Origin of the sequence: Brevundimonas sp. TWP2-3-4b2 (assembly GCF_049897345.1) — a bacterium.
Lineage (GTDB): Bacteria > Pseudomonadota > Alphaproteobacteria > Caulobacterales > Caulobacteraceae > Brevundimonas.
Map to the genome: position 1 here is coordinate 30382 of NZ_JAFCWB010000008.1, position 20822 is coordinate 51203.

22 protein-coding genes and 1 pseudogene are annotated in these 20822 nt (G+C 68.2%); 10 read left to right on the forward strand and 13 right to left on the reverse strand.

Features of this window, described 5'->3' with window-relative positions:
- Positions 1-74 precede the first annotated feature (74 nt).
- Together ACP7AS_RS12465 and ACP7AS_RS12470 are read right to left on the reverse strand one after the other, a co-directional pair.
- On the reverse strand, positions 75-1358 hold the full coding sequence (locus ACP7AS_RS12465) for an MFS transporter (RefSeq protein WP_426029182.1): 1284 nt from the start codon (positions 1356-1358) through the stop codon (positions 75-77).
- A pseudogene (locus ACP7AS_RS12470) lies at positions 1355-1839 on the reverse strand (cupin domain-containing protein). The gene ACP7AS_RS12465 and the pseudogene ACP7AS_RS12470 overlap by 4 nt, the downstream one beginning before the upstream one ends.
- Before the next feature lie 46 nt (positions 1840-1885).
- Here ACP7AS_RS12470 and dapE point away from each other — a divergent pair.
- Positions 1886-3046 carry a succinyl-diaminopimelate desuccinylase gene (gene dapE / locus ACP7AS_RS12475; protein ID WP_426029183.1) on the forward strand — a complete coding sequence of 387 codons (1161 nt, stop codon included), beginning with the start codon at positions 1886-1888 and terminating at the stop codon, positions 3044-3046.
- 229 nt (positions 3047-3275) lie between these two features.
- Here the strand turns inward: dapE and ACP7AS_RS12480 are convergent, their stop codons facing one another.
- Together ACP7AS_RS12480 and ACP7AS_RS12485 are read right to left on the reverse strand one after the other, a co-directional pair.
- Positions 3276-3413 (reverse strand): hypothetical protein, encoded by a 138-nt coding sequence (locus tag ACP7AS_RS12480; RefSeq protein ID WP_426029184.1) that lies wholly within the window; start codon positions 3411-3413, stop codon positions 3276-3278.
- Positions 3414-3497: 84 nt separating this feature from the next.
- Complete coding sequence (locus ACP7AS_RS12485; RefSeq protein WP_426029185.1) at positions 3498-4820, reverse strand: amidohydrolase; 1323 nt, start codon at positions 4818-4820, stop codon at positions 3498-3500.
- An 84-nt stretch (positions 4821-4904) separates the two neighbouring features.
- Between ACP7AS_RS12485 and ACP7AS_RS12490 the strand changes: the two genes are divergently transcribed.
- Genes ACP7AS_RS12490 through ACP7AS_RS12500 form a run of 3 tightly spaced genes read left to right on the forward strand, consistent with a single transcriptional unit; the run spans position 4905 to position 7068 of the window.
- A complete protein-coding gene (locus tag ACP7AS_RS12490; protein WP_426029186.1) occupies positions 4905-5255 on the forward strand; it encodes a hypothetical protein in 351 nt (116 codons plus the stop codon).
- Positions 5256-5286: 31 nt separating this feature from the next.
- Positions 5287-6588 carry an MFS transporter gene (locus tag ACP7AS_RS12495; RefSeq protein WP_426029187.1) on the forward strand — a complete coding sequence of 434 codons (1302 nt, stop codon included), beginning with the start codon at positions 5287-5289 and terminating at the stop codon, positions 6586-6588.
- A 45-nt stretch (positions 6589-6633) separates the two neighbouring features.
- Positions 6634-7068: an SRPBCC domain-containing protein gene (locus ACP7AS_RS12500; protein ID WP_426029188.1), complete on the forward strand. Its 435-nt coding sequence runs from the start codon at positions 6634-6636 to the stop codon at positions 7066-7068.
- Between the two features lie 3 nt (positions 7069-7071).
- Here ACP7AS_RS12500 and ACP7AS_RS12505 read toward each other — a convergent pair whose 3' ends face one another.
- From ACP7AS_RS12505 to ACP7AS_RS12530, 6 genes are all read right to left on the reverse strand, one after another.
- A complete protein-coding gene (locus ACP7AS_RS12505) occupies positions 7072-7323 on the reverse strand; it encodes a hypothetical protein (protein WP_426029189.1) in 252 nt (83 codons plus the stop codon).
- 42 nt (positions 7324-7365) lie between these two features.
- A complete protein-coding gene (locus ACP7AS_RS12510) occupies positions 7366-9024 on the reverse strand; it encodes an MFS transporter (RefSeq protein WP_426029190.1) in 1659 nt (552 codons plus the stop codon).
- Positions 9025-9246: 222 nt separating this feature from the next.
- Positions 9247-9384 carry an entericidin A/B family lipoprotein gene (locus ACP7AS_RS12515; protein ID WP_305305035.1) on the reverse strand — a complete coding sequence of 46 codons (138 nt, stop codon included), beginning with the start codon at positions 9382-9384 and terminating at the stop codon, positions 9247-9249.
- A gap of 42 nt (positions 9385-9426) precedes the next feature.
- Entirely contained in the window at positions 9427-11178 is a 1752-nt protein-coding gene (locus tag ACP7AS_RS12520) for a sensor histidine kinase (protein WP_426029191.1), read from the reverse strand.
- Positions 11179-11215: 37 nt separating this feature from the next.
- Entirely contained in the window at positions 11216-11827 is a 612-nt protein-coding gene (locus ACP7AS_RS12525) for a sigma-70 family RNA polymerase sigma factor (protein ID WP_426029192.1), read from the reverse strand.
- Positions 11824-12024: a NepR family anti-sigma factor gene (locus ACP7AS_RS12530; protein ID WP_426029205.1), complete on the reverse strand. Its 201-nt coding sequence runs from the start codon at positions 12022-12024 to the stop codon at positions 11824-11826. Before ACP7AS_RS12530 ends, ACP7AS_RS12525 begins: the two co-directional genes overlap by 4 nt.
- Before the next feature lie 197 nt (positions 12025-12221).
- Here ACP7AS_RS12530 and ACP7AS_RS12535 point away from each other — a divergent pair, with 197 nt between their 5' ends.
- Positions 12222-13019, forward strand: a complete 798-nt coding sequence (locus tag ACP7AS_RS12535; RefSeq protein WP_426029193.1) for a response regulator — start codon at positions 12222-12224, stop codon at positions 13017-13019.
- Between the two features lie 301 nt (positions 13020-13320).
- On the opposite strand, the gene ACP7AS_RS12540 is transcribed toward ACP7AS_RS12535, so the two are convergent.
- On the reverse strand, positions 13321-13614 hold the full coding sequence (locus ACP7AS_RS12540) for a hypothetical protein (protein WP_426029194.1): 294 nt from the start codon (positions 13612-13614) through the stop codon (positions 13321-13323).
- 319 nt (positions 13615-13933) lie between these two features.
- On the opposite strand from ACP7AS_RS12540, the gene ACP7AS_RS12545 reads away from it, so the two are divergent.
- Together ACP7AS_RS12545 and ACP7AS_RS12550 are read left to right on the forward strand one after the other, a co-directional pair.
- Positions 13934-14956 carry an NADP-dependent oxidoreductase gene (locus ACP7AS_RS12545; RefSeq protein ID WP_426029195.1) on the forward strand — a complete coding sequence of 341 codons (1023 nt, stop codon included), beginning with the start codon at positions 13934-13936 and terminating at the stop codon, positions 14954-14956.
- 12 nt (positions 14957-14968) lie between these two features.
- On the forward strand, positions 14969-15376 hold the full coding sequence (locus ACP7AS_RS12550) for an acyl dehydratase (RefSeq protein ID WP_426029196.1): 408 nt from the start codon (positions 14969-14971) through the stop codon (positions 15374-15376).
- A 148-nt stretch (positions 15377-15524) separates the two neighbouring features.
- On the opposite strand, the gene ACP7AS_RS12555 is transcribed toward ACP7AS_RS12550, so the two are convergent.
- On the reverse strand, positions 15525-16316 hold the full coding sequence (locus tag ACP7AS_RS12555; protein ID WP_426029197.1) for a SapC family protein: 792 nt from the start codon (positions 16314-16316) through the stop codon (positions 15525-15527).
- 105 nt (positions 16317-16421) lie between these two features.
- A complete protein-coding gene (locus tag ACP7AS_RS12560; RefSeq protein ID WP_426029198.1) occupies positions 16422-18458 on the reverse strand; it encodes a TonB-dependent receptor in 2037 nt (678 codons plus the stop codon).
- A 103-nt stretch (positions 18459-18561) separates the two neighbouring features.
- Here ACP7AS_RS12560 and ACP7AS_RS12565 point away from each other — a divergent pair, with 103 nt between their 5' ends.
- The 3 genes from ACP7AS_RS12565 to ACP7AS_RS12575 all read left to right on the forward strand — a co-directional run.
- Entirely contained in the window at positions 18562-19044 is a 483-nt protein-coding gene (locus ACP7AS_RS12565; RefSeq protein WP_426029199.1) for a Fur family transcriptional regulator, read from the forward strand.
- Between the two features lie 54 nt (positions 19045-19098).
- A complete protein-coding gene (locus ACP7AS_RS12570; RefSeq protein WP_426029200.1) occupies positions 19099-19989 on the forward strand; it encodes an alpha/beta fold hydrolase in 891 nt (296 codons plus the stop codon).
- Positions 19990-20198: 209 nt separating this feature from the next.
- The coding region (locus tag ACP7AS_RS12575; RefSeq protein ID WP_426029201.1) for an aldehyde dehydrogenase family protein at positions 20199-20822 on the forward strand (624 nt) is incomplete at its 3' end.

The window sequence follows — 20822 nt, forward strand, 5'->3', positions numbered from 1 at the left end:
TAGGTCGGAGGGCTTAGATCTTGGGGAGGCCGGCCGGCCCCCACCCCTAAGACCCAAGACCTAAGCCCTACGACCTACTCCAGCCGATCCGCCTTCCGCAGATCCGGGAACCACCGCGCCCACAGCCCGGTCGCCGCCAAGGCCCCGATCCCGCCGTACACCGCCGCGCCGATGGGCCCGAGGAAGCGCACCGCCACACCCGAATAGGCCTCGCCCAGTTCGTTGGACGCACCGATGAACAGCATCGACACCGAACTGACCCGCCCGCGCATGTGATCGGGTGTCGACAGCTGGATCAGGGTCTGGCGGATATTGACGCTGATCATGTCCGCCGCCCCGCCCAGGAACAGCACCGCACCGGACAGCCAGACGCTGGTCGAGAGCCCGAAGGTCAGGGTGCAGACGCCGAACACGGCCACCGAGGCGAACATCCATTTCCCGGCGTGTTTCACGATCGGGAACCGGCTCAGATACAGGGCCACCAGCAGGGCTCCCGCCCCGAACGAGGCCCGCAGCAGGCCGAAGCCGACCGCCCCGACATGCAGGATGTCCGCCGCGAAGATCGGCGTCAGCAGGGCGACACCGGCCAGCAGCACCACGATCAGGTCCAGCGAAATGGCACCCAGCACAATCTTGGTCTGCCAGACATAGGCCAGACCCTCCTTGACCTGGTCGACGGGCGAGACGTGGGTCGGGGACGGGGCCGGCTTTCCGCTCGTGCGGATCAGCAGCAGGCTGCCGATGCCGACCGCGAACATGGCCAGGGCGACGCCATAGGCGCCGGGCACCGAGAAGCCGACCAGCACGCCGCCCAGCGCCGGGCCGGCGATGGCCCCCGTCTGGAAGGCGATCGACTGGGCCGCGATGGCGGGCGGCAGGGCGCGGCGTCCGACGACCATCGGCAGGAAGGCCTGGCTGGCCGGGGCCAGAAAGGCGCGCGCCGCGCCGAACACGGCGGCCACCGCCAGCAGTCCCCACAACGGCGGATGGCCGTGAATCGCCATGGCCAGGAAGCCCATGGCGCAGCCGGCCTCGACGATGATCGAGAGGGTGACCGTATTCTTGCGGTCGCGCCGGTCGGCCATGGCCCCGGCCGGAAGCGTCAGCGCCAGAAGCGGCAGGAACTGGCACAGACCGACCAGCCCCAGATACAGGCTGGCCTCGGCGATCGGGTGATCGCGCCGCGCGATTTCATAGACCTGCCACAACAGGGCCGATGACTGGATCTGGATGCCCAGCACCGCCGCCACCCGCCCGACCCACAGCAGGCGGAAGTCGCGGATGGCCCAGGGGCTGGCGGGGCCGTCATGCGGCGGGAAAGGCTGGACCGGTTCGCGGGTCTCGATGGGTTCAGTCACGTTCGCCGGTCGACTTTCGGATAGGGGGTGCCGTCACGATGGAAATAGCCGGCCTCGCGGAAGACCATGTCGAGATCGGGATAGTCGCCCGAGTCGCCCCCCGGCGTCCGGGTTCCGACCTCGAGCAGAACGGCCTCGGCACCGGAACGGTTCTCAAGCCTGTGGCCGTTGGGCACGCCCGCCTGAACCCCGCGCAGTCGGCGGCCCGCAGCACCGTCTCGCCCGCCACTTCTCCCGGCATGCCCTCGACCAGCACCACCTCGCCCGACACCACCCAGACGAACTCGTCCTCGCCCTCGTGCCAGTGCCGCTGGCTGGACCAGGCCCCGTCGGGCAGGCGCAGCAGATTGACGCCAAACTGGTCCAGCCCGACCGCATCGCCCAGCCGCCAGCGGCGGCGGGGCTTGCACGGCCCAGCGAATTCCTCGGGATAGCCCGTGCCGTGTCCGGTGGGCGCGCTGTCGATGTCGATCTGCGGCATGGGGAAGCCTTCTCGCGGTCGTCCGAAACCCGTAAAGCACAGCCTTATGAGCGCCGCATCAACTCCCGTTATCGATCCTGTCGCCCTGACCCGGGACCTGATCCGCAAGCCCTCGGTCACGCCCGCGGACGAGGGGGCGATGGATGTGCTGGAGCGCGCCCTGACGGCGCTGGGCTTCCACTGCCGACGGATGAAATTCGAGAATATCGAAAACCTCTATGCCCGGCGCGGGACGACCTCGCCCAACCTCTGTTTCGCGGGCCATACGGACGTGGTGCCGACGGGTTCGACCGAGGCCTGGTCCTCCGGCCCGTTCGAAGCCGAGGTCAGGGACGGGATCCTCTACGGCCGCGGCGCGGTGGACATGAAGGGCGGCATCGCAGCCTGGGTGGCAGCCGTGTCCCACAGTCTGGCCGCGAGCGAGGTGCCGGGCAGCCTGTCCTTCCTGATCACCGGCGACGAGGAAGGCCCCGCCCTGCACGGCACCAAACGCGTGGTCGAGACCCTGATGGCCGAGGGCGAGGTCATCGACGCCTGCATCGTCGGCGAGCCATCATCGTCACAGGTGCTGGGCGACATGATCAAGGTCGGCCGGCGCGGCTCGCTCAACACCTGGATCACGGTGCAGGGCAAACAGGGCCACGTCGCCTATCCCGACCGAGCCGCCAATCCCGCGCCGGTGCTGGCGAAACTCCTCGCCGCGCTGGACGCCCACACGCTGGACGAGGGCTATCCCGAGTTTCCGCCGTCGAACCTTGAGATCACCACCATCGACATCGGCAATCCGGCCACCAACGTCATCCCGGCCGAAGCGAAGGCCCGGCTGAACATCCGCTTCAACCCGACCCACACCGGCGACGAGCTGATGGCCTGGCTCAACGCCATGGCGGGCGAGGCCCAGGCGGCGTCGGGCCTTCAGATCACCCTCGAGCACCTGTGCTCTGGAAACGCCTTCCTGACCGGGCCGGGCCCCTTCATCGACGGGGTGCAGGATGCGGTCGAGGCGACGATCGGACGGCGCCCCGTGGCCTCGACCACCGGCGGCACATCCGACGCGCGCTTCATCCGCGCCATGTGTCCTGTGCTGGAACTGGGCCTCGTGGGCCAGACCATGCACCAGATCGACGAACGGGTGCCGGTGGCCGAGATCGAGGCGCTGACCGGAGTCTATCGCACGGTGATCCGGACGTATTTCGACCGCGCCTGACGGTCCCTTGTCATCCCGGCCGAACCCCGGCGAAAGCCGGGGGAAGGGCCGGGACGCAGGATCGCAAGACCGTCACCTCCCGGAAGCTGCGTCAGCAGCTATCCGGGAGACAGGTGGGGCCAGGGCTGCCTGCCCCCCGGATAATCGAAGGCGATTTCCGGGGGCGCAATGAGGGGCGGGCACCGTCCCGGATCGCCGCATTCGCGGCGTCCGGGATGACAAGGCAGCTCTAGAACAGCAGGTCGAGCGCCAGCAGGGCAGCCCCGAACATCGCCGCGAAGGCGACCAGGAAATAGAAGATCTCGCGCAGTGTCCCGCCACGACGCTGGAGCCGCATGGGCGGCATCTCGACCGGCAATCGCCTCATCACAGCCTCCTCGAACAACGCGGAAGGATGCGCCGCCTCTGTTGCCGAGGTGTTGAGAAACATGGTTGCCGCCCCGCCCCTGTTTCAGGGCGCGGGCCGCTCGAGGAAGCGGATGGCGCTCAGCACATGGGTCTTCACGCCCAGCGGCAGAATGGCCTCATTGACGTCGAAACCGGGCGAATGGTTCGGCGGCGAGGTGTTGGGATCGACCCCGTCCTTCGACGCGCCCAGATGATAGAAGACGCCGGGCACCACCTGCGACAGATAGCTGAAGTCCTCGGCCACCGTCGTCGGCGGGCTGGCCGCATTGACGTTGCCCGCCCCCGCCGCCTCGGTCAGCACCGGGGCCAGCCAGGCTGACAGGGCCTCGTTATTATAGACCAGGGCCGCGTTCTGGCGGACCTTGAACTCGGCCGTTGCGCCGAAGGTCTCGGCGATATTGTCGATGGCCACGCCCGCCCGCCGCACCAGATCGTCGCGCTGGGCGATGTCGAAGGTGCGCAGCGTGCCCGACAGCGTCGCCTCTTCCGGGATGATGTTGTAGCGGACGCCCGCGTCGACCGTGGCGATGGTGAAGACCGTCGGCGTCGTCGTCGGATCGATGGTCCGGGCGGTCAGGGTGTTGATGGTCTGGATGATCTGGGCCGCCACGGCGATGACGTCGACGCCCTTCCACGGCCAGGCTCCGTGCGTCTGGCGGCCGTGCAGGACGATGTCGACCCGGTCCGAGGCCGCCATGAAGCCCTGGGGCCGATAGAAGACCGTCCCCGGCCGCCCCGGCACGACATGCAGGCCGAAGATGGCGTCAGGCCGCGGATTGTCCAGCGCGCCCTCCTCGATCATCAGGGCCGCGCCGCCCTTGGGCTCGCCCGGAGGCGCGCCCTCCTCGGCCGGCTGGAAGATGAAGACCACAGTCCCGGCGATATCGGCCTTCATGCCCGCCAGCACCTCGGCGGCGCCCATCAGCATGGCGATATGGGCGTCGTGGCCGCAGGCGTGGGCCACAGGCACCGTATTGCCCTGGTAGGTCCCGGTCGCGGTCGAGGCGAACGGCAGGCCCGTCGCCTCCAGCACCGGCAGGGCGTCCATGTCGGTGCGCAGGGCCACGGTCCGTCCAGGCCGGCCTCCGCGCAACACCCCCACGACGCCGGTCTTGCCCACCCCGGTCCGGACCTCAAGACCCAGCGAGCGGAGGTGTTCGGCGACGAGAGCGGCGGTGCGGGTCTCGTTGAAGCCCAGTTCCGGATGGGCGTGGACATCCCGCCGCCAGGCGACGACCCGGGGCATTTCGGCCGCGACCGCCGCCTCGACCCGTTCCAGCGGGACGGGGGCCGTCTGGGCATGCGCCAGACCGGCGGACAGGACCAGCGCCAGGCTGGAGGCGGCGAGCAGGCGTCGGATGGTCATCATGGGGTCCCCGGATACCGAGACGACACCGTGCGCGGACGCATCGCCCTTGCGCAAGAGCCCGGCGCAGGTGATCTCTGGCTCATGGCCCTCAAGATCGCGAAGACCCAATGGCGCGACGTGGTTCTGGTCTGCCGCAAATGCACGAAGAAGCTGGACGGAAAGGGCTTCGGGCCCGACGGCGACAAGACCCTGAAAAAGGCCCTGCGCAAATATCTGAAGGCCGGAAAAGGCAAGAAGGCCGAGCTGGTGGTCAAGGAGACCGACTGTTTCGACGTCTGCCCGAAGCATGCGGTCGTCGCCAACAATACGGCCCGGCCCAAGGCGCTGCTGATCGTTCCCGCCGGCGCAGACCTTTTCGAGGTCAAGGCGCGGCTGGGGCTGGACGATGACCGCCGGCTGAAGCCCAGCTTCAAGGTCGTCGGCGAAGGGTGACCGCATCGCGCGACGGGTCTAAGGCTTCAACGTGAACCTCCGCTCGCCCGCCTTCGCCATCCTCTTCTCCGTCAGCCTGATCGCGGCGGCGGGAAACATGGCGCTGCAGTCGGTGCTGCCCGCCATCGGCCGCGAGTTCCAGCTCTCAGACACCCTGGTCGCGGGGGCCTTTGCCATTTCGGCCCTGATGTGGACCATCGCCTCGCCGTTCTGGGCCCGGCTGTCGGACACCCTGGGGCGCAAGCGGGTCATCCTGATCGGGCTGGCAGGCTTCGTCCTGTCCATGACGGGCTTCGGCCTGGCCGCGACCTCGGGGCTGGAGCAGTGGCTGGGCGCAGGTCTGGCCTTCACCCTGATGGCGGTCGCCCGCACCATCTATGGCGTGTTCGGCTCGGCCGCGCCGATCGCGTCCCAGGCCTATGTCGCCGACCGCACCACCCCGGAGCAGCGCACCCAGGCCATGTCCCTGCTGGCCTCGGCCCAGGGGCTGGGCACGGTTATCGGCCCGGCGCTGGCCCCCTTCTTCGTCCTGCCGCTCGTAGGGTTGGCGGGGCCCATGTACGCCTTCGCCCTGTTCGGCCTGGCCGTCCTGTTCGTCGTCTGGCGCAGACTGCCCAGCGGCGAGGTCGTTCGCATTCCCTCGACCGGCGGCCATCGCGGCGAGACCGGCAAGGGCCTGTGGAAGGACCCGCGCGTGCGCGACTATCTGCTGTACGGCCTGCTGGCGACCGGAGCCCAAGCGGTGAACATCTCGGTGCTCGGCTTCCATATCATCGACGAGATGGCCGCGACCGGGATTGCGGCGCGCGACGCCCAGCCCTTCATCGGCATCGCCATGCTGGCCGGCGCGGCCGCCACCCTGATGGCCCAGTGGGGGCTGATCCCGCTGCTGAAACTGCAGCCGCGCGACCTGATGCGCTGGGGGGCCGGTCTGGCGCTGGTCGGCAATCTGATGAGTATCGCCGCGCCCGGCTATTACGGCGTGGTGGTCGGCTATGCCGTGGTGTCGATGGGCCTCGGCTTCGCCCGCCCGGGCTTCACGGCCGGCTCGTCGCTTTCAGTCTCATCGCACGAGCAGGGCGCGGTCGCGGGGCTGATGATGTCGCTGGCCGGCCTCAGCTTCCTCGGGCCGCCCGTAATCGGTGTGGCCCTGTACGAGCTGGCCGAGCCGGGCCCCTTCATCGCCAATGCCGTCCTGCTGGCCGCCGCCACCGCCCTGTGCTTCATCAGCCCGCGACTGCGCACCGGACCGCCAGACCTGCCCGATCGCGACGAGACCCCCTCGCCGGACACGCCCCCCGCCTCCCAGCCGGGTCCCGAAGGCAATCGTTGAGACACCGGCCTTTTCTCGGGCCAGAAGCCGTGTCAGATCGCACCTATGGACATCGCCCGTATCGAGCGCCGCATCGGCGTGCGCGCCACACCTGACCGCATCTGGGAACTGATCGCGGACCTGCCCGGCTGGGACCGCTGGAACCCGGTCGAGACCGGCCTCGAAGGCACCATCGCCTTCGGTGGCGGCATCAGTCTGAACGAACGGGTCGAGGGACTGCCGGAACGCCGCGCCGCAGTTCGCGTCGGCGACTGGCAACCCTATTCGCAGCTGGTCTGGGCCGAGCCTCGCGGCCTGTGGTTCCGCACGGTGCGCTATTTCGAGATCCAGCCGCTCGAGGACCCCTCAAGCTGCATCGTCGCCAACGGTTTCATCTTCTCGGGCCTGCGCGGCGAGATGTTCTTCGACAAGCACCGCGCCCGCCTGCGCCACGCCGTCGATGCCGTGGCAGAAGGCTGGAAGTCCGCCGCCGAAAGCTGACGCTCAGCGCCGACCGGGCGGCCGGGTGAACCCCAACCGCGCCAGACCGACGACCAGCCACACACCGCCGATGACCAGCAACAGGTCCGCCACCGGCCGGAGCAGACCATACAGCGGATAGGCCTGAAACCGCCCGACCGCCGTCTCGGCCACCCCGCCGGCCAGCGCGCCGGCTGTGAGCAGGGTCAGCGGCCAGATCAGGGCGGTCAGGCCCCGCAGCAGGGCGCGGCCGGCGTTTCGGGCCCTGGCGTTCATGGCTTCGTCCGATTCAGGGAAGGGAACGGAGACGGGAACGCGTCAGGTCCCGACGGTGTGCAGATCGCGCCCCTTTGTTTCCGGCAGCCAGATCAGGCTGACGATCACGGCGACCACGGTAAAGGCGACCGAGTACCAGAGGCCGAAATAGATGTTCCCCGACGCCGCCACCAGGGCGAAGCTGGCGGCCGGCAGCAGCCCCCCGACCCAGCCGGTACCGACGTGGTAGGGCAGGCTCATCGCCGTATAGCGCACCCGCGTGGGGAACAGCTCGACGAGGGCCGCTGCCTGCGGGCCGTACAGGGCGGTGGCTGCGACCATGAAGATCAACAGGATGCCGGCCACCAGCGGCATGTTGATCCGCGCCGGGTCAGCCTTGGCCGGATAGCCCGCGTCGACGAGGGCGGCCTTGATCCGCGTCTCGACGCCCGTGCGGGCCGCCTTCAGCGCCGCCTTGTCCATGCCGCCGCCTTCGACAGAAACGACCTCGGCCCCTCCGACCCGGACCAGAGCGGTCGTGCCGGGAGGGGCATCGACGTTCGCATAGCTGATCCCGGCGTTCGACAGCACGCCCTTGGCGATGTCGCAGGAACTGGAGAAAGCGGTCTTGCCGATCGGATCAAACTGCAGGGCGCAGGTCGCCGGGTCGGCGACCACGGTGACGGGCGCGGAGGCCTGCGCCTCGGCCAGGGCCGGATTGGCGGCCTTGGTCAGGGCGTGGAAGCCCGGGAAGAAGGCGACCAGCGCCAGGATCATGCCGAACAGCATCACCGGCTTGCGGCCGACCCGATCCGACAGCCAGCCGAAAAAGACATACATGCCCGCCGACAGGATCGTCACGATCAGCAGCAACTGGTCGACCGTATTGGTGTCGACCTTCAGGACCCGCTCCATGAAGAAGCGGGTATAGAAATAGCCGCAATACCAGACTGCCCCCTGGGCGATCATGATGCCGAACAGGGCGATCAGGACGAACCGGCCGTTACCCCACTGGAAGAACGCTTCCTTGTACGGTGCCCGGCGCTCGCCGCCCTCGGCCTCCATCCGCGTATAGGCCGGACTCTCGTTCAGCTTCAGCCGGATCCACAGCGACACGGCCAGCATCGGGGCCGAAAGGATGAAGGGAATGCGCCAGCCCCATTCGTCAAACGCCTCGACGCCGATGATCTTGCGGGTGATCAGGATCACGGTCAGGGCCCCGATCAGGCCGAAGGCGGCGGTCGTCTGGATCCAGCCGGTCAGCAGGCCGCGCTTCGCAGGGGGCGAATGCTCGGCCACATAGATGACGGCCCCGCCATACTCGCCGCCCAGGGCAAAGCCCTGCAGCACCCGCATGACCAGCAGCAGGATCGGCGCCGCCAGGCCGATCTGGCCGTAGTCCGGCACCAGGCCAATGGCCACAGTGGCCAGGCCCATCAGGGTGATCGTGACCAGGAAGGTGGCCTTGCGCCCCGTCCGGTCGCCGAACCAGCCGAAGACCAGCGCGCCCAGCGGCCGGACGATGAAGCCGAGGCCGAAGGTCAGCAGGGCCAGGATGTAGGCGACCGTCTCGCCGGCATCGGCGAAGTAATGGCGCGCGATCACCGTCGCCAGGGAGCCGAAGACGAAGAAGTCGTACCATTCGAACGCCGTGCCCGCCGCCGAGGCACTCACCACGGTCCTCAGGCCCGGCTCCGCCCTGGTCTTTGTCGCATCCGTCATCGATCGCTCCCCCGAGTGTCAGTCCGGCGTCTCTACGGGCACCTGTAACGAGATGCTAGCCGCCCGCGCCGGGCGCGCAAACAGGGCACACGGATCTGACCGGGCCAGACAAACGAAAGCCCGCCAGCGGGGGGATGCTGGCGGGCCTTCTTCAACCGATCCGCGTGTCGGGGGGGAAGCGCGGTCGGGATCAGGGACACCGACGACAGGTCGGCGACGAAATCAGCAGGTCTTGCCGTCCGCACAGCGGGCGACGGCGGTGCCGGCGGCGGAAACGTCCTCGCCGGCCCCGGCGACGGTGTTGCAGGCGGCGGTCGTCAGGGCGGCCGCGGCGGCGAACAGGACAAAGAGTTTGCGCATGGGGTGGACTCCGGGAGGCCGGGGAGGCGGCGTCTTACCCAATCAACGTTGCGGCACGTCTCCGGTTCCCAGGTCGGACGGATCCGTCGGTATCACGGCTTCAGGCGTGGCGAAGGTCAGGCGGGCGATCGTGCCGCCGCCGGCCGCCGGGGTCATCTCAACCACACCCCGCAGCTGTTTGGCGAAGGCCCCCATCAGGGTGCGTCCGACACCCTCGCGGAACGTCTTGCTGACACCCGGTCCGTCGTCCTGGACTTCCAGCACACTGGTGTCGCCCCGGACGGTGAATCGCACCTTCAGGTCGCCGCCCCGGCCCGCGAAGGCGTGCTTCTGGGCGTTGGTCACCGCCTCGACCAGCCACAGGGCCAGCGGTGCCAGCTTGTCGGGATCGACCACCAGAGAGTCCGCCTCGATCGAGGAGGTCACGACCACCCCGCGCCCGGCCTCGCTGGCCACCAGCTGGCCGACCAGTTCGGTCAGGAAGATGCGGGCATCGGCGTAGCGCAGGTCGTCGCTCTGGTAGAGGGTCCGATAAATCAGGGCCAGGGCGGAGATGCGCTGGCGGGTGTCACCCACGGCCGCCTTGGAAGCCGGGTCGGTGAGGGCCCGCTGCTGCATCGACAACAGCGACGAGATGATCTGCAGATTGTTCTTCACCCGGTGATGGATCTCGCGCATCAGCGCGTCCTTCTCGGCCAGGGAGGCGGTCAGGGCGGCATCGCGGGTGACGATCGACTTGGCCAGTTCGTCGAGCGTCCAGGCCAGCACACGGATCTCGGCCGGCGCGTTCATGGCCTGCACCGGACGCACGGTGAACCGCCCCCGCGCATAGATCGCGGCGATCCGCTCGAGATAGTTGAGCCAGCGGATGACGATCCGCTCGCTGACCAGCATCGCCGCGCCGAAGGCGATGAGCCAGGCCAGCACCGGCACCAGCAGGGCCGCGACGGGGTTCAGGCGGGCCCAGGACCACAGGCCGGGCGCGGGAGCCGATAGCAGGGCGTAGACGTCCCGGCCCGCCAGAGCCGCTCCGGCGTAGACGCGATGCCGGCTCATGGCATCATCCGCCTCGAAGATGCCGGACGCGCCGGAACGCGCGCGACCCACCCAACCATTCAGGCTTTCGCCGCCGGACAGGGTGAAGGCACGGACGTCACTGGCGGTGAGCAGACGTCCCTCGCCGTCGGTCAGGGCCGCCTGGGACCCTTCGGGCAGGGACGGGTCATCGACGTCGGGCTGCAGGCTGGAAAGCGGGATCAAGGCGACCATGGCCCCGTCGAAGGTACCGAGCGGCCGCTCCAGGCGAATAGCGACGATCAACCCCGGCGGTTGGCCCGAGATGGCGGGCGCGCGCGCCAGGACGACGCCCTCGCCGCTCTTGAGCCGAAGAAACCAGGGGCTGGCGGACGCCTGGGACAACCAGGCGGGGGCGGCTTGGCTCAGTGCGCGCGAGGCGCACACCGTCGTGCCGGTCCGGGTCAGGCGCGCCAGCCCCTCAAGATCTTCCAGCCGTTCGACCAGATCCGTCAGACGCGGTTCGCAAAACACCTCGAGCGCCTCGGGGCGAAGCGCCTGAAGCAGCACCCCGGTGCTGTCCAGATGAGATTTGGCGTTCGAGGCCGTCCGTTCCGCCGCAAGCTGCAGATCGGACCGTCGTTCGATGTCCTGGGCCCGGAACGCGGACTGGGCCTGAAACGCACCCAGCAGCAGGATGGGCAGCAGGGCCACGGCCATGGCCCAGCCGAGGCGGAAGCGGATTCCGTGGTGGCGGGCCGGCCCCGGCGTCCGGTTCATCCGGTGAGTCAGCGATCGTCCGAAACGGACCACCTGGTCAGACCGGCCGCGCGCTGCTCAGGCGGTCGGCTGCGGCGAGGATTGAACGCATGGCGTCACCCGCCGCACGCCCGTCCCGGGCATAGCCGCCCTTTTCAAGCGTCGCCTGAAGCGCCTTGCGGGCTCGGGACACGCGGCTCTTCACGGTGCCGACCGCGCATTGGCAGATCGCGGCGGCCTCTTCATAGGCAAAGCCACCGGCACCGACCAGAATCAGCGCCTCGCGCTGTTCTTCGGGCAGGGTCGCCAGGGCGAGGCGAAGTTCGTCCAGGGCGACCGGCGATTCAGGATCATCGACCGCCACCAAGGTGCGCTCGGCCGCTTCCTGGTCGAGCTGCGACTGGCGCCAGGACCGGCGCTTCTCGGAATAGAACTGGTTGCGCAAAATCATGAAGGTCCAGGCCTTCATGTTCGTGCCCATCTGATAACTGGCCCGGGCGTCCCAGGCCTTCATCATGGCGTCCTGGGCCAGGTCGTCGGCCGCGGTCGGATCGCCTGTCAGGGTGCGCGCAAAGGCCCGCAGATGCGGGATCAGCGCCACCAGCTGTTCCTTGAACGCCTTGTCGTCGGCTGAAGCAGGCTTGGGCGGCGGATTGGTCGCCCCGCTCATTTGCCGCTCCCGCCCGACGAACGCTCGTCGGCGCGACGCAGGATGTCCAGGAACTCGTCGGGGACCTGTTCGTTGACGATCTCATCGAACATATGGCGCAGCTTGACGCCGATCGCCTGCTGGCGAAGTCGGGCTTCCTCCAGGCTTGCGCCGCCCTTCGGCGGGCCCTTGCCCGGCGGATTGGAGTTTTCTGTCATTGAAGAAACGGCCGCCACCCTGACGAAAAAGACTGATGCGAGGAGGCAAACGCCGCCCGGCACGCCCGGTTCCTAGGTTACAGCAGATTAATGCTCAAGCTTGCTGGTCCGGACGGGAACCGTGGCGCATTTGATACGTTCACGCGGTACACCGGGTTTCCATGGTCGAAACCTCTTCTGTCGGGGATATTGAATCAATGAGCCTTCTGGCCCGCCTTGCGCCGCATCTGCCCTACGTCCGCCGCTACGCGCGCGCGCTGACCGGCGACCAGACAACCGGCGACAACTACGTCCGGGTCGCTCTTGAGGCGCTCGCCGCCGGCGAACGGCAGCTGCCGTCCGACATGACCCCCCGGGTCGCCCTCTACCACGTCTTCCATGCCATCTGGACCACCACCGGTGCCCAGCTGGAGGACAAGAGCGGTCTCGAAGGCCGCGCCGACGACGCCTCGCGACGCCTGATGCGCATTGCCCCCCGCTCGCGTCAGGCCTTCCTGCTGACGGCGCTCGAGGGCTTCACGCCGTCAGAAGCCGCCCAGATCCTCGACGCCGACGCCTTCGACGTCGAACGGCTGATCTCGGAAGCCCAATCCGACATCGACGCCGAACTGGCCACCGACGTCCTGATCATCGAGGACGAGGCCATCATCTCGGCCGACATCGAAAGCCTGGTCAAGGAACTCGGCCACCGCGTCACCGGCACGGCCACCACCCATGACGAGGCCGTCGACGCCGTCGCCCGCCACCGTCCCGGCCTCGTCCTGGCCGACATCCAGCTGGCGGACGGCTCGTCCGGCATCGACGCGGTCAAGGACATCCTCAAGCGGATCGACGTGCCGGTGATCTTCATCACCGCCTTCCCCGAGCGTCTGCTGACCGGCGAACGGCCCGAGCCGACCTTCCTGATCACCAAGCCCTTCCAGCCGGAAACGGTGAAGGCGGCGATCAGCCAGGCGCTGTTCTTCCATCCGTCGCGCCAGAAGGCCGCAGCTTAAGCCGTCTTCCCCGGACAAACGGAAAAGCCCCGGTCGCAGGACCGGGGCTTTTTTATTGTCGCGTTCAATGCCTAGGTTCAATCGACATTCAGCGGACACGCTGATCGTCCACCAAACACCGTCTTTCCGGGGCCGCGAAGCGGAACCCGGAATCCAGGGGACCGGACTCCAGTCTGGAACGTGAGGCGGACGGCAGCGTCCAGACGCCTGGATTCCGGGTTCTTGTCCCGGCTGCGCCGGTCCCAGCCCGGGAATGACGGGGGAGGGAGAACGGGTACCGACGTCTGAATGTCGATTGAACCTAGTTATTCTTCGCGGCCTGGACCGCCGCGTCACCGGCGGGCGGCGTGACCGCCTCACCCTGGAACGCCTCGGCGTCGACCGCCTGATTTCCGACATTGGCATTGGTCCGGGCAAAGCCGCCCTGGCTGACGAACCACATGCCCAGCAACAGGATGCTGACAGCCGCGACCGAGATCACCAGTATGGTCAGGATGCGTCGGCCGGGTCCGCCACCGCGCACGTATTTCGCTTCGACCGGACGGCCCTCGTGAACGGCGTCGGCGGCCTTGTCGTGGGGGGATTCATGGGTCATGGCGACGCTCCGTCCAGCAAAGGAATAGGCTGGTTGAACGCGGCCCGCAGCGTTGCCGTTCCGGTTTCCCGCGAGGGATGAAAAAAGTTCACTCCACGTCGGAACCCGACGCCGCGACCCTCGTTCTTCACAGGCGGAGGCGGCGACGCCCCCCCGACAGAGACTGACGAAAGTCAGTCTGTCGCCTCCGCGCCTTATTCTCGATGATGCGACTTCAAGGCGGACCGGAAACGGTCCGCCTTTTTCTTGGCTGCGGCTGGACAGGCGTACCGGCTTGCTGACAATGCGCGCGTCCACAAAGAAAACTCGGAGAACGGCCATGGCTCGCATCAATCGTCAGTGGGTGTTGCGTCAGCGTCCGCGGGGCCTGATCCAGCCCGGCGATCTGGAGCTGGTCGAGGCTCCGGTGCCGGCGTTGAACGAGTCCCAGGTGCTCGTGCGCACCGTCTATCTGTCGCTGGACCCCACCAACCGCACCTGGATGAATGACGCCGAGGGCTATCTGCCGCCGGTCCCGCTCGGCGGCGTGATGCGCGGCCTGACGCTGGGCGTGGTCGAGGAAAGCCGCTCCAGCCGCTTCCGCGCCGGCGACATCGTCACGCCCCTGTCCGGCGGCTGGTCCGACTATGCCGTGGTCAGCGAGATGGAGCTGCGTCCGGTGCACCGGGCGCCGGGCCTGCCCCTGACCGCCAACCTCAGCGTGCTCGGCATGACCGGCATGACGGCCTATTTCGGCGTCACCGATGTGCTCAAGGCCAGGGCCGGCGAGACCATGGTCATCTCGGCCGCCGCCGGCGCGGTCGGCTCGATCGCGGGCCAGGTCGCCAGGGCGCGCGGCTGTCGCGTCATCGGCATCGCCGGCGGCCCCGACAAATGCCGCTGGCTGACGGAAGACCTCGGCTTCGATGCCTCGATTGACTACAAGAACGAGGACGTCGGCGAAGCTCTCGACCGACTGGCCCCGGACGGCATCGACCTGAATTTCGAGAACGTCGGCGGCGACATCATGATCGCCGTGTTCAACCGCCTGAAGACCCACGGTCGCATGGCCGTCTGCGGGCTGATCTCGGCCTATAATGCGACGAAGATGCCGCCCTCGCCGAACTTCTCGCGCATCATCACCCACCGTCTGAACGTCCAGGGCTTCCTCGTCCTGGACTACGCCCACCGCGGCCGCGAGATGGTCGCCGAGATGGGCCCCTGGCTGGCCGACGGCACCGTGAAGTGGAAGGTCCATGTCGACGACGGTCTGGACGGGGCGCTCGATTCGCTGAACCGCTTGTTCACCGGCGACCATGACGGCAAGCTGCTGGTCCGCGTATCGGAAGAGCCGGCGGGCTGACGGGACCCTGACATGACCGAACCCCTGCTCGTACATTTCGAAGACATGGGCGTCGGCGAGGTCATTTCCCTGGGGGCCTGTATGGTCGACCCGGCGGCGATGGATGTCTTCGTGGAACGCTTCTCGCCCGGCTGGGACGTCGCCTACGGCGCGCCCGACGCCATGGTCTATGCCCTGTGGAGCCGCATCTTCGCCGACAAGGCTTCGGGCTGGGCCCAGTCCAAGGTGCTGGCGGTCGACGGCCTGCGCTTCATGCGCAATCCCCCCGCCGGCGAACTGATGCGGGGCCGGATGACCGTGATGGGCAAGGATCCGGTCGGCGACGAAAAGGGCATCGTCATCGCCCAGCACGACCTGCTCGACGAGGCCGGCCGCCTGGTCTTTTCATGCCTGACCCGGGCGCTGCTGGCCCGCCGCTGACGCGGCGAGTGGCTGGTGGCTGGTGGCTGGGTGAACCCCCGGTGATGCCAGAGCGACAAACGAAAGCCCCGCCTGGACGAACCGGGCGGGGCTTCATTGCTCTTCAGAAGGCGTGGGGCGCGGGCTTCACCAGCCAGCAGCCACTCCCTTAGGCGTTGCCGGCGACCGGCTGTGATGCAGCGGCCTGCTGGAAGGCCATGGCGATCAGACGATCCCAGCCCAGCAGCGAGACCAGGTGGGCGTAGATCTGGCCCAAGGCACCATTGTCGCGCAGTTCGACCAGCTTCTCGGCGGACAGGGCCTTCAGCTTGTCTTCCGAGACCGCGAAATATTCGGCGATCTTCTGCGGCTCGCCGGCGGTGCCGTCAGGATTGCGCGGGGTGAAGACGGCTTCGCGCGTGTCCAGCAGGTCGAGGTCCTTCAGCAGGGCCAGGAAGGCCTCGGTGCGCAGACGCTCCTGCTCGAAATTGTTGCAGAACTCCATCGCCTGCTGGGTGTAGGGCGACGGCTGTCCGTCGACGAACAGGGGCGTGGCACCGCCTTCCTTGATGAAGGGCGCGGCGCGGTCGACGCACAGGATCATGCGCTTCTGGGCGTCGTCATTGGCGAAGACGAACGGATAGCGACGGACATAGGCGGGAATATAGGCCTCGGCGCGGAAATCACCGTCGGCGCTGACGAACAGGTTCTCGCCGGCACGCAACGCCATCACCGCGACGGGCTGCTTGTTCTCGCCGACGAAAATGACCGGATAGGACAGGGCGGCGGGGGCGAACTCGGTGACCATCACCGGCACCAGGTTGGTCTGGGCCACAAAGCCGTAGGGCTTGTCGACGGGGTCGACGCCGAGCTTGCCGTGGGCTTCCAGGGACAGCGGCTCGGGCTGCGCATAGAACAGGACGTTGCCCGACAGGGCGGTAGCAGCAGTGGTATCGGTCATGGACGCGATCGGACTCTGAAAATTGGGAAAGCGCGCTTCTAGCCTAGTCATCCCGTAGCCGCAAACCCGCTCGCGCCGCGCGCGCCGGGCGCGGTTAACCGGGCCTCAGAACCGGTAACTGACGCCCGCGCGCAGGTTCCGGCCCGGCAGGGGGGCGACGTCCTTCAGGAAGCTGACGTGTTCGCGCGCCTCCACGTCGGTCAGGTTGTGGCCCTCGGCGAACAGGGTGACGGCCTTGTCGGCGAACGGCCGCCAGACGCCCGACAGATTGACCATCGTGTAACCGTCCGTACCCAGTTCATAGGCGGCCAGCTGGTCCTGCTCGCCGACGCGGCGAACCTCCAGCGCGGCGTCGAACGGCGTCGAGGCCCACTTCAACCGGCCTGTCAGGCTGTAGGGCGGAATCCGCGCGGCCGGGCCCTGATCGGTCCGGGCGTCGACGAAGTCGGCGGCCCCTTCCAGGCTCAGCGAGCGGTCGCCGCTGGTCCACAGATCGTATTCACCCTCAGCCTCGAAGCCCCGGAACTCGGCCCCCGTCTGGACGAACTGGAAAATCGGGAAACTCTCGCCGCCGTCAACAAACACCGTGCCCGTGTCGCGCTCGTCGATGAAGCCGTCATAGGACGAGGCATAGACATGCAGGTCGCCCCGGAAGCGTCCTGCGGCATAGTGGATCGTGCCTTCAAGGGTGTTGACGGTCTCATTGTCCAGCCTGACGTCGCCCCGCTCATAGACCCCGGTGGCGACGTGCAGGCCATCGGCGAACAGCTCGACCTCGGACGGCGCGCGTTCGTTGTGGGCCAGGCTCAGGCCCAGGAACAGATTGGGTATCGGCTTGATGAAGGCCGCCGCCGACCCGGACCAGTTGCCGAAATCGCGCGAGATCTCCGGCCCGCCCGACAGCGGCGTCGCCGTCACCGAGCGTCGATCATAGCGCAACCCGCCTTCCAGCCCCCACCCGGCGCGGTCCAGCCGCTGAACCGTATAGACGCCGGCTTCCTCGATCTGGCTCGAAGGTACGAAGGCCTCGGTGCCGATGGCGGCAAAGCTGCGCGAGAGGGTCTGCACCCCGACCGCACCGTTCCAGCCGTCGCGCGTCCTCTGGACCAGATCGGACCGCGCCTCCCAGCCGTCGGACTGGAAGACGGTGCCCGGCATGCCCGGCCCCTCGAACTCTGTATGGGTGTAGTCGGCGTGGCCGTAGGACCCGGTCAGCTTCTGGAACGGCCCGACGTCGAAGCGCAGTTCGCCGCGCACATCCTCGCGGGTCTGCTCCAGCTGGATGAAAACATCGGGCTCGGCCACCGTGCCATAGGTGCTGCCAAGGTCCTTGTACGAGGCCCCGATGAAGCCGCGCGATCCGATCCAGGACGCACCGGCGCCCCAGCTTTCCAGCTCTGCGAAACTGTTGACCTGGGTGCCGCCCGGCCCGCGCGCGACGCCGTCGGCCGCGGCCCGGCGCTGCGACAGCGAAGGAGACGGAATGTCATAGTCGTCGGACGTCTTCTCGACCCCGTCGATGTTGATGGCGATCGGACCGAGGCCGAAGGTCAGCCGGCCCGAGGTCGACCAGCCGTTGTCGACGCTGGAGGCCTGCGCCGAGACCAGTCCATCCAAACCCTCGGGCATCTCGGTGGGAATGCGGTTATCGATCACATTGACGACGCCGCCGATGGCCGTGCCGCCATAGGCCAGGGTGGCCGGGCCGCGCACGATCTCGATGCGATTGGCCTCGGCGGGGTCGGTCGCGACCTGGTGGTCGGGCGACACCGAACTGGCGTCGATCAGGCCGATGCCATTGGTCAGGACCTGCACCCGCGGGCCGCTCAGGCCGCGGATCACCGGGCGGCTGGCACCGGGGGCGAAGTCGGTCGAGCGGACACCGGGCAGGCCGTTGACCAGGTCGCCCAGCGACGCCGCCGGCGCGGTGGCCAGGGCCTCCTCGTCGATGACCGTGGTGGCGATGGTCGTGGCCCGCGCGCTGATCCCGAACGGCGCGCCCGTGACGATCACGTCGTCCAGCGCGATCGCCGGATCGCGGGGATCCTGCGCGGCGGCAGACTGGGCCGCGGCGGCCCCGGCCAGGGCGCTCCATCCGAGGGCGGTCACAAGGGCGGCGCGGGACACGAGGGCGAGGGACATGAAAGCGATCCGGACTGACGAAGGTCTTGGTGTTACGAGATAACATCACATTGCGTCAAGCGCCCCGGTTGCGGGGGTCAGCGAGAGGGCTTAGCTCTGGGCCATGGGCGAGCACTGTCATCACCATCATGCAGACGGCCCGCCCCGGGCGGACGCCGTCGCCCGCGCCATGGGCGAGGCCGACCGCCGCCTGACCGCCGAGGGCGAGCGGATGACGCCGGCCCGCCTGCGGGTGCTCGAACTGCTTCTGGCCGCCGGCGAGCCGGTCAAGGCCTATGACCTGATCGCCCGCTTCGGCGAGGACGGCCAGCCGGCCAAGCCGCCGACCGTCTATCGCGCCCTCGAGTTCCTCGAGCGCAAGGGCCTGGCCCACCGCATCGCCTCGATCAGCGCCTATGTGGCCTGCACCTCGGGGACCGACGACCACGCCGCCGCCTTCCTGATCTGCGACTGCTGCGGCGCGACGCAGGAGGTGTCGGCCCCCGTCGCCGGCGACCTCGGCCGCGCCGCCGAGGCCGCGGGCTACGCCATCACCCGCACCACGATCGAGGCCCACGGCCGCTGTCCGACCTGCGCCGCGGGCTGAATCCTTCCCACGGGTGAACTGGCGCCGCCCGGTGCCATCGCCTATTTCAGCGCCATGGATGCGATCCGGCTCTCCCCGCCCCGTCGCCTGAGCCTGCCGGTATCGAACCGGTGGGGCGACGGGCCCATGAGTGTGCTGGATTTCGGCGACCCCAAACGTCCGGTCGACCTCGTCTTCGTCCACGCCAACGGCTTCAACGCTATGACCTACCGCACCCTGCTGGCCCCCCTGTCGGGCAGCCTGCGCATCTGGGCACCGGACCTGCGGGGACATGGACTGACCCGGCTGCCGACCGGGACGGCAGGACGGCGGCACTGGCACGATCACCGCGACGATCTGGTCGCCCTGCTGGATGCGCTGAACGGCCCGCCGGTCATCCTCGCCGGGCATTCCATGGGCGGAACCTCGGCGCTGCTGGCCGCCGCCGAACGCCCCGAACGGGTCGCCGGCCTCGTGCTGTTCGATCCCGTGATCTGGAGCCGGCTGGCCGTCGCCGCCTTCCAGCTGCCGCTCCTTGACCGCCTCGCCTCGCGCATCCCGCTGGTGAAGAACGCCCTGCGCCGCCGCGCCGTCTTCGACAGCCGCGAACAGGCCCTGACCGCCTATTCCGGTCGCGGGGCGTTCAAGGGCTGGCCCGAGATGATGCTGGCCGACTATCTGACCGACGGCTTGGTCGAGACGGCCGACGGCTTCACCCTGGCCTGCGACCCGGCGTGGGAGGCCTCCAACTATGCGGCCCAGAGCCATGACCCCTGGCACGCCCTGAAGCGACTGGATCGCCCGGTGCGCATCCTGAAGGGCGAGACCGGCTCGACCTGCCATGTGACCGGGCATCCGCGGGGCCTGCCGCATGTCATGGTCGAGACCGTGCCGGGCGGGACCCATTTCTTCCCCATGCTCAAGGCCGACGTCGCCCGCGACGCCCTGTTCGACGCAGCCGTCTAGAGCGAAATCGGTCTTGTCGGACCTTCTCCGACAAGGCTCAGATTTCGCTCCAGAATGATGCAGGAGCCTGATTCACGGCATCGGCGGAATCACGAAGTGATTCCACCTCAGCCGATCAGGCTCCGAGGCGCTGGCGCCCGCGCGGGCCAGGGTCTAAACCGCTGCCCATCCGACACGCCGCTTGCAGTTTTCCAGGACCGTTTCCGACCATGCGCGACATCAACCACTTCATCGACGGCGCCAGCTTCACGGGTGCCTCGGGCCGGTTCTCCGACGTCTTCAACCCCAACACCGGCGAGATCCAGGCCCGCGTGCAGCTGGCCTCGGTCGAAGAGATGGATCGCGCCGTCAAGGCCGCCCAGACCGCCTTCGAGGGCTGGTCCACAACCAACCCCCAGCGCCGCGCGCGGGTGATGTTCGACTTCAAGCGCCTGGTCGAAGCCAATATGAACAATCTGGCCGAACTGCTGTCGGCCGAGCACGGCAAGGTCGTCGCCGACTCGAAGGGCGACATCCAGCGGGGGCTCGAAGTGATCGAGTTCGCCTGCGGCATCCCCCATGTGCTGAAGGGTGAATACACCCACGGCGCCGGCCCCGGCATCGACGTCTATTCGATGCGCCAGCCGCTGGGCGTGGTGGCGGGCATCACCCCGTTCAACTTCCCGGCCATGATCCCGATGTGGATGTTCGGCGTCGCCATCGCCGTCGGCAACACCTTCATCCTCAAGCCCTCCGAGCGCGATCCGTCGGTGCCGGTCCGGCTGGCCGAGTTGATGATGGAGGCCGGTGCCCCCGCCGGGGTCCTGAACGTCGTCCACGGCGACAAGGTCGCG

Coding starts and splice junctions, on each gene's coding strand:
- ACP7AS_RS12560 (WP_426029198.1), bottom strand. CDS start 18,458: ATGTCCCTCGCCCTCGTGTCCCGCGCCGCCCTTGTGACCGCCCTCGGA.
- ACP7AS_RS12525 (WP_426029192.1), bottom strand. CDS start 11,827: ATGAGCGGGGCGACCAATCCGCCGCCCAAGCCTGCTTCAGCCGACGAC.
- ACP7AS_RS12540 (WP_426029194.1), bottom strand. CDS start 13,614: ATGACCCATGAATCCCCCCACGACAAGGCCGCCGACGCCGTTCACGAG.
- ACP7AS_RS12555 (WP_426029197.1), bottom strand. CDS start 16,316: ATGACCGATACCACTGCTGCTACCGCCCTGTCGGGCAACGTCCTGTTC.
- ACP7AS_RS12545 (WP_426029195.1), top strand. CDS start 13,934: ATGGCTCGCATCAATCGTCAGTGGGTGTTGCGTCAGCGTCCGCGGGGC.
- ACP7AS_RS12490 (WP_426029186.1), top strand. CDS start 4,905: ATGGCCCTCAAGATCGCGAAGACCCAATGGCGCGACGTGGTTCTGGTC.
- ACP7AS_RS12485 (WP_426029185.1), bottom strand. CDS start 4,820: ATGACCATCCGACGCCTGCTCGCCGCCTCCAGCCTGGCGCTGGTCCTG.
- ACP7AS_RS12520 (WP_426029191.1), bottom strand. CDS start 11,178: ATGAACCGGACGCCGGGGCCGGCCCGCCACCACGGAATCCGCTTCCGC.
- ACP7AS_RS12550 (WP_426029196.1), top strand. CDS start 14,969: ATGACCGAACCCCTGCTCGTACATTTCGAAGACATGGGCGTCGGCGAG.
- ACP7AS_RS12505 (WP_426029189.1), bottom strand. CDS start 7,323: ATGAACGCCAGGGCCCGAAACGCCGGCCGCGCCCTGCTGCGGGGCCTG.
- ACP7AS_RS12530 (WP_426029205.1), bottom strand. CDS start 12,024: ATGACAGAAAACTCCAATCCGCCGGGCAAGGGCCCGCCGAAGGGCGGC.
- ACP7AS_RS12570 (WP_426029200.1), top strand. CDS start 19,099: ATGGATGCGATCCGGCTCTCCCCGCCCCGTCGCCTGAGCCTGCCGGTA.
- ACP7AS_RS12535 (WP_426029193.1), top strand. CDS start 12,222: ATGAGCCTTCTGGCCCGCCTTGCGCCGCATCTGCCCTACGTCCGCCGC.
- ACP7AS_RS12515 (WP_305305035.1), bottom strand. CDS start 9,384: ATGCGCAAACTCTTTGTCCTGTTCGCCGCCGCGGCCGCCCTGACGACC.
- dapE (WP_426029183.1), top strand. CDS start 1,886: ATGAGCGCCGCATCAACTCCCGTTATCGATCCTGTCGCCCTGACCCGG.
- ACP7AS_RS12510 (WP_426029190.1), bottom strand. CDS start 9,024: ATGACGGATGCGACAAAGACCAGGGCGGAGCCGGGCCTGAGGACCGTG.
- ACP7AS_RS12500 (WP_426029188.1), top strand. CDS start 6,634: ATGGACATCGCCCGTATCGAGCGCCGCATCGGCGTGCGCGCCACACCT.
- ACP7AS_RS12565 (WP_426029199.1), top strand. CDS start 18,562: ATGGGCGAGCACTGTCATCACCATCATGCAGACGGCCCGCCCCGGGCG.
- ACP7AS_RS12480 (WP_426029184.1), bottom strand. CDS start 3,413: ATGAGGCGATTGCCGGTCGAGATGCCGCCCATGCGGCTCCAGCGTCGT.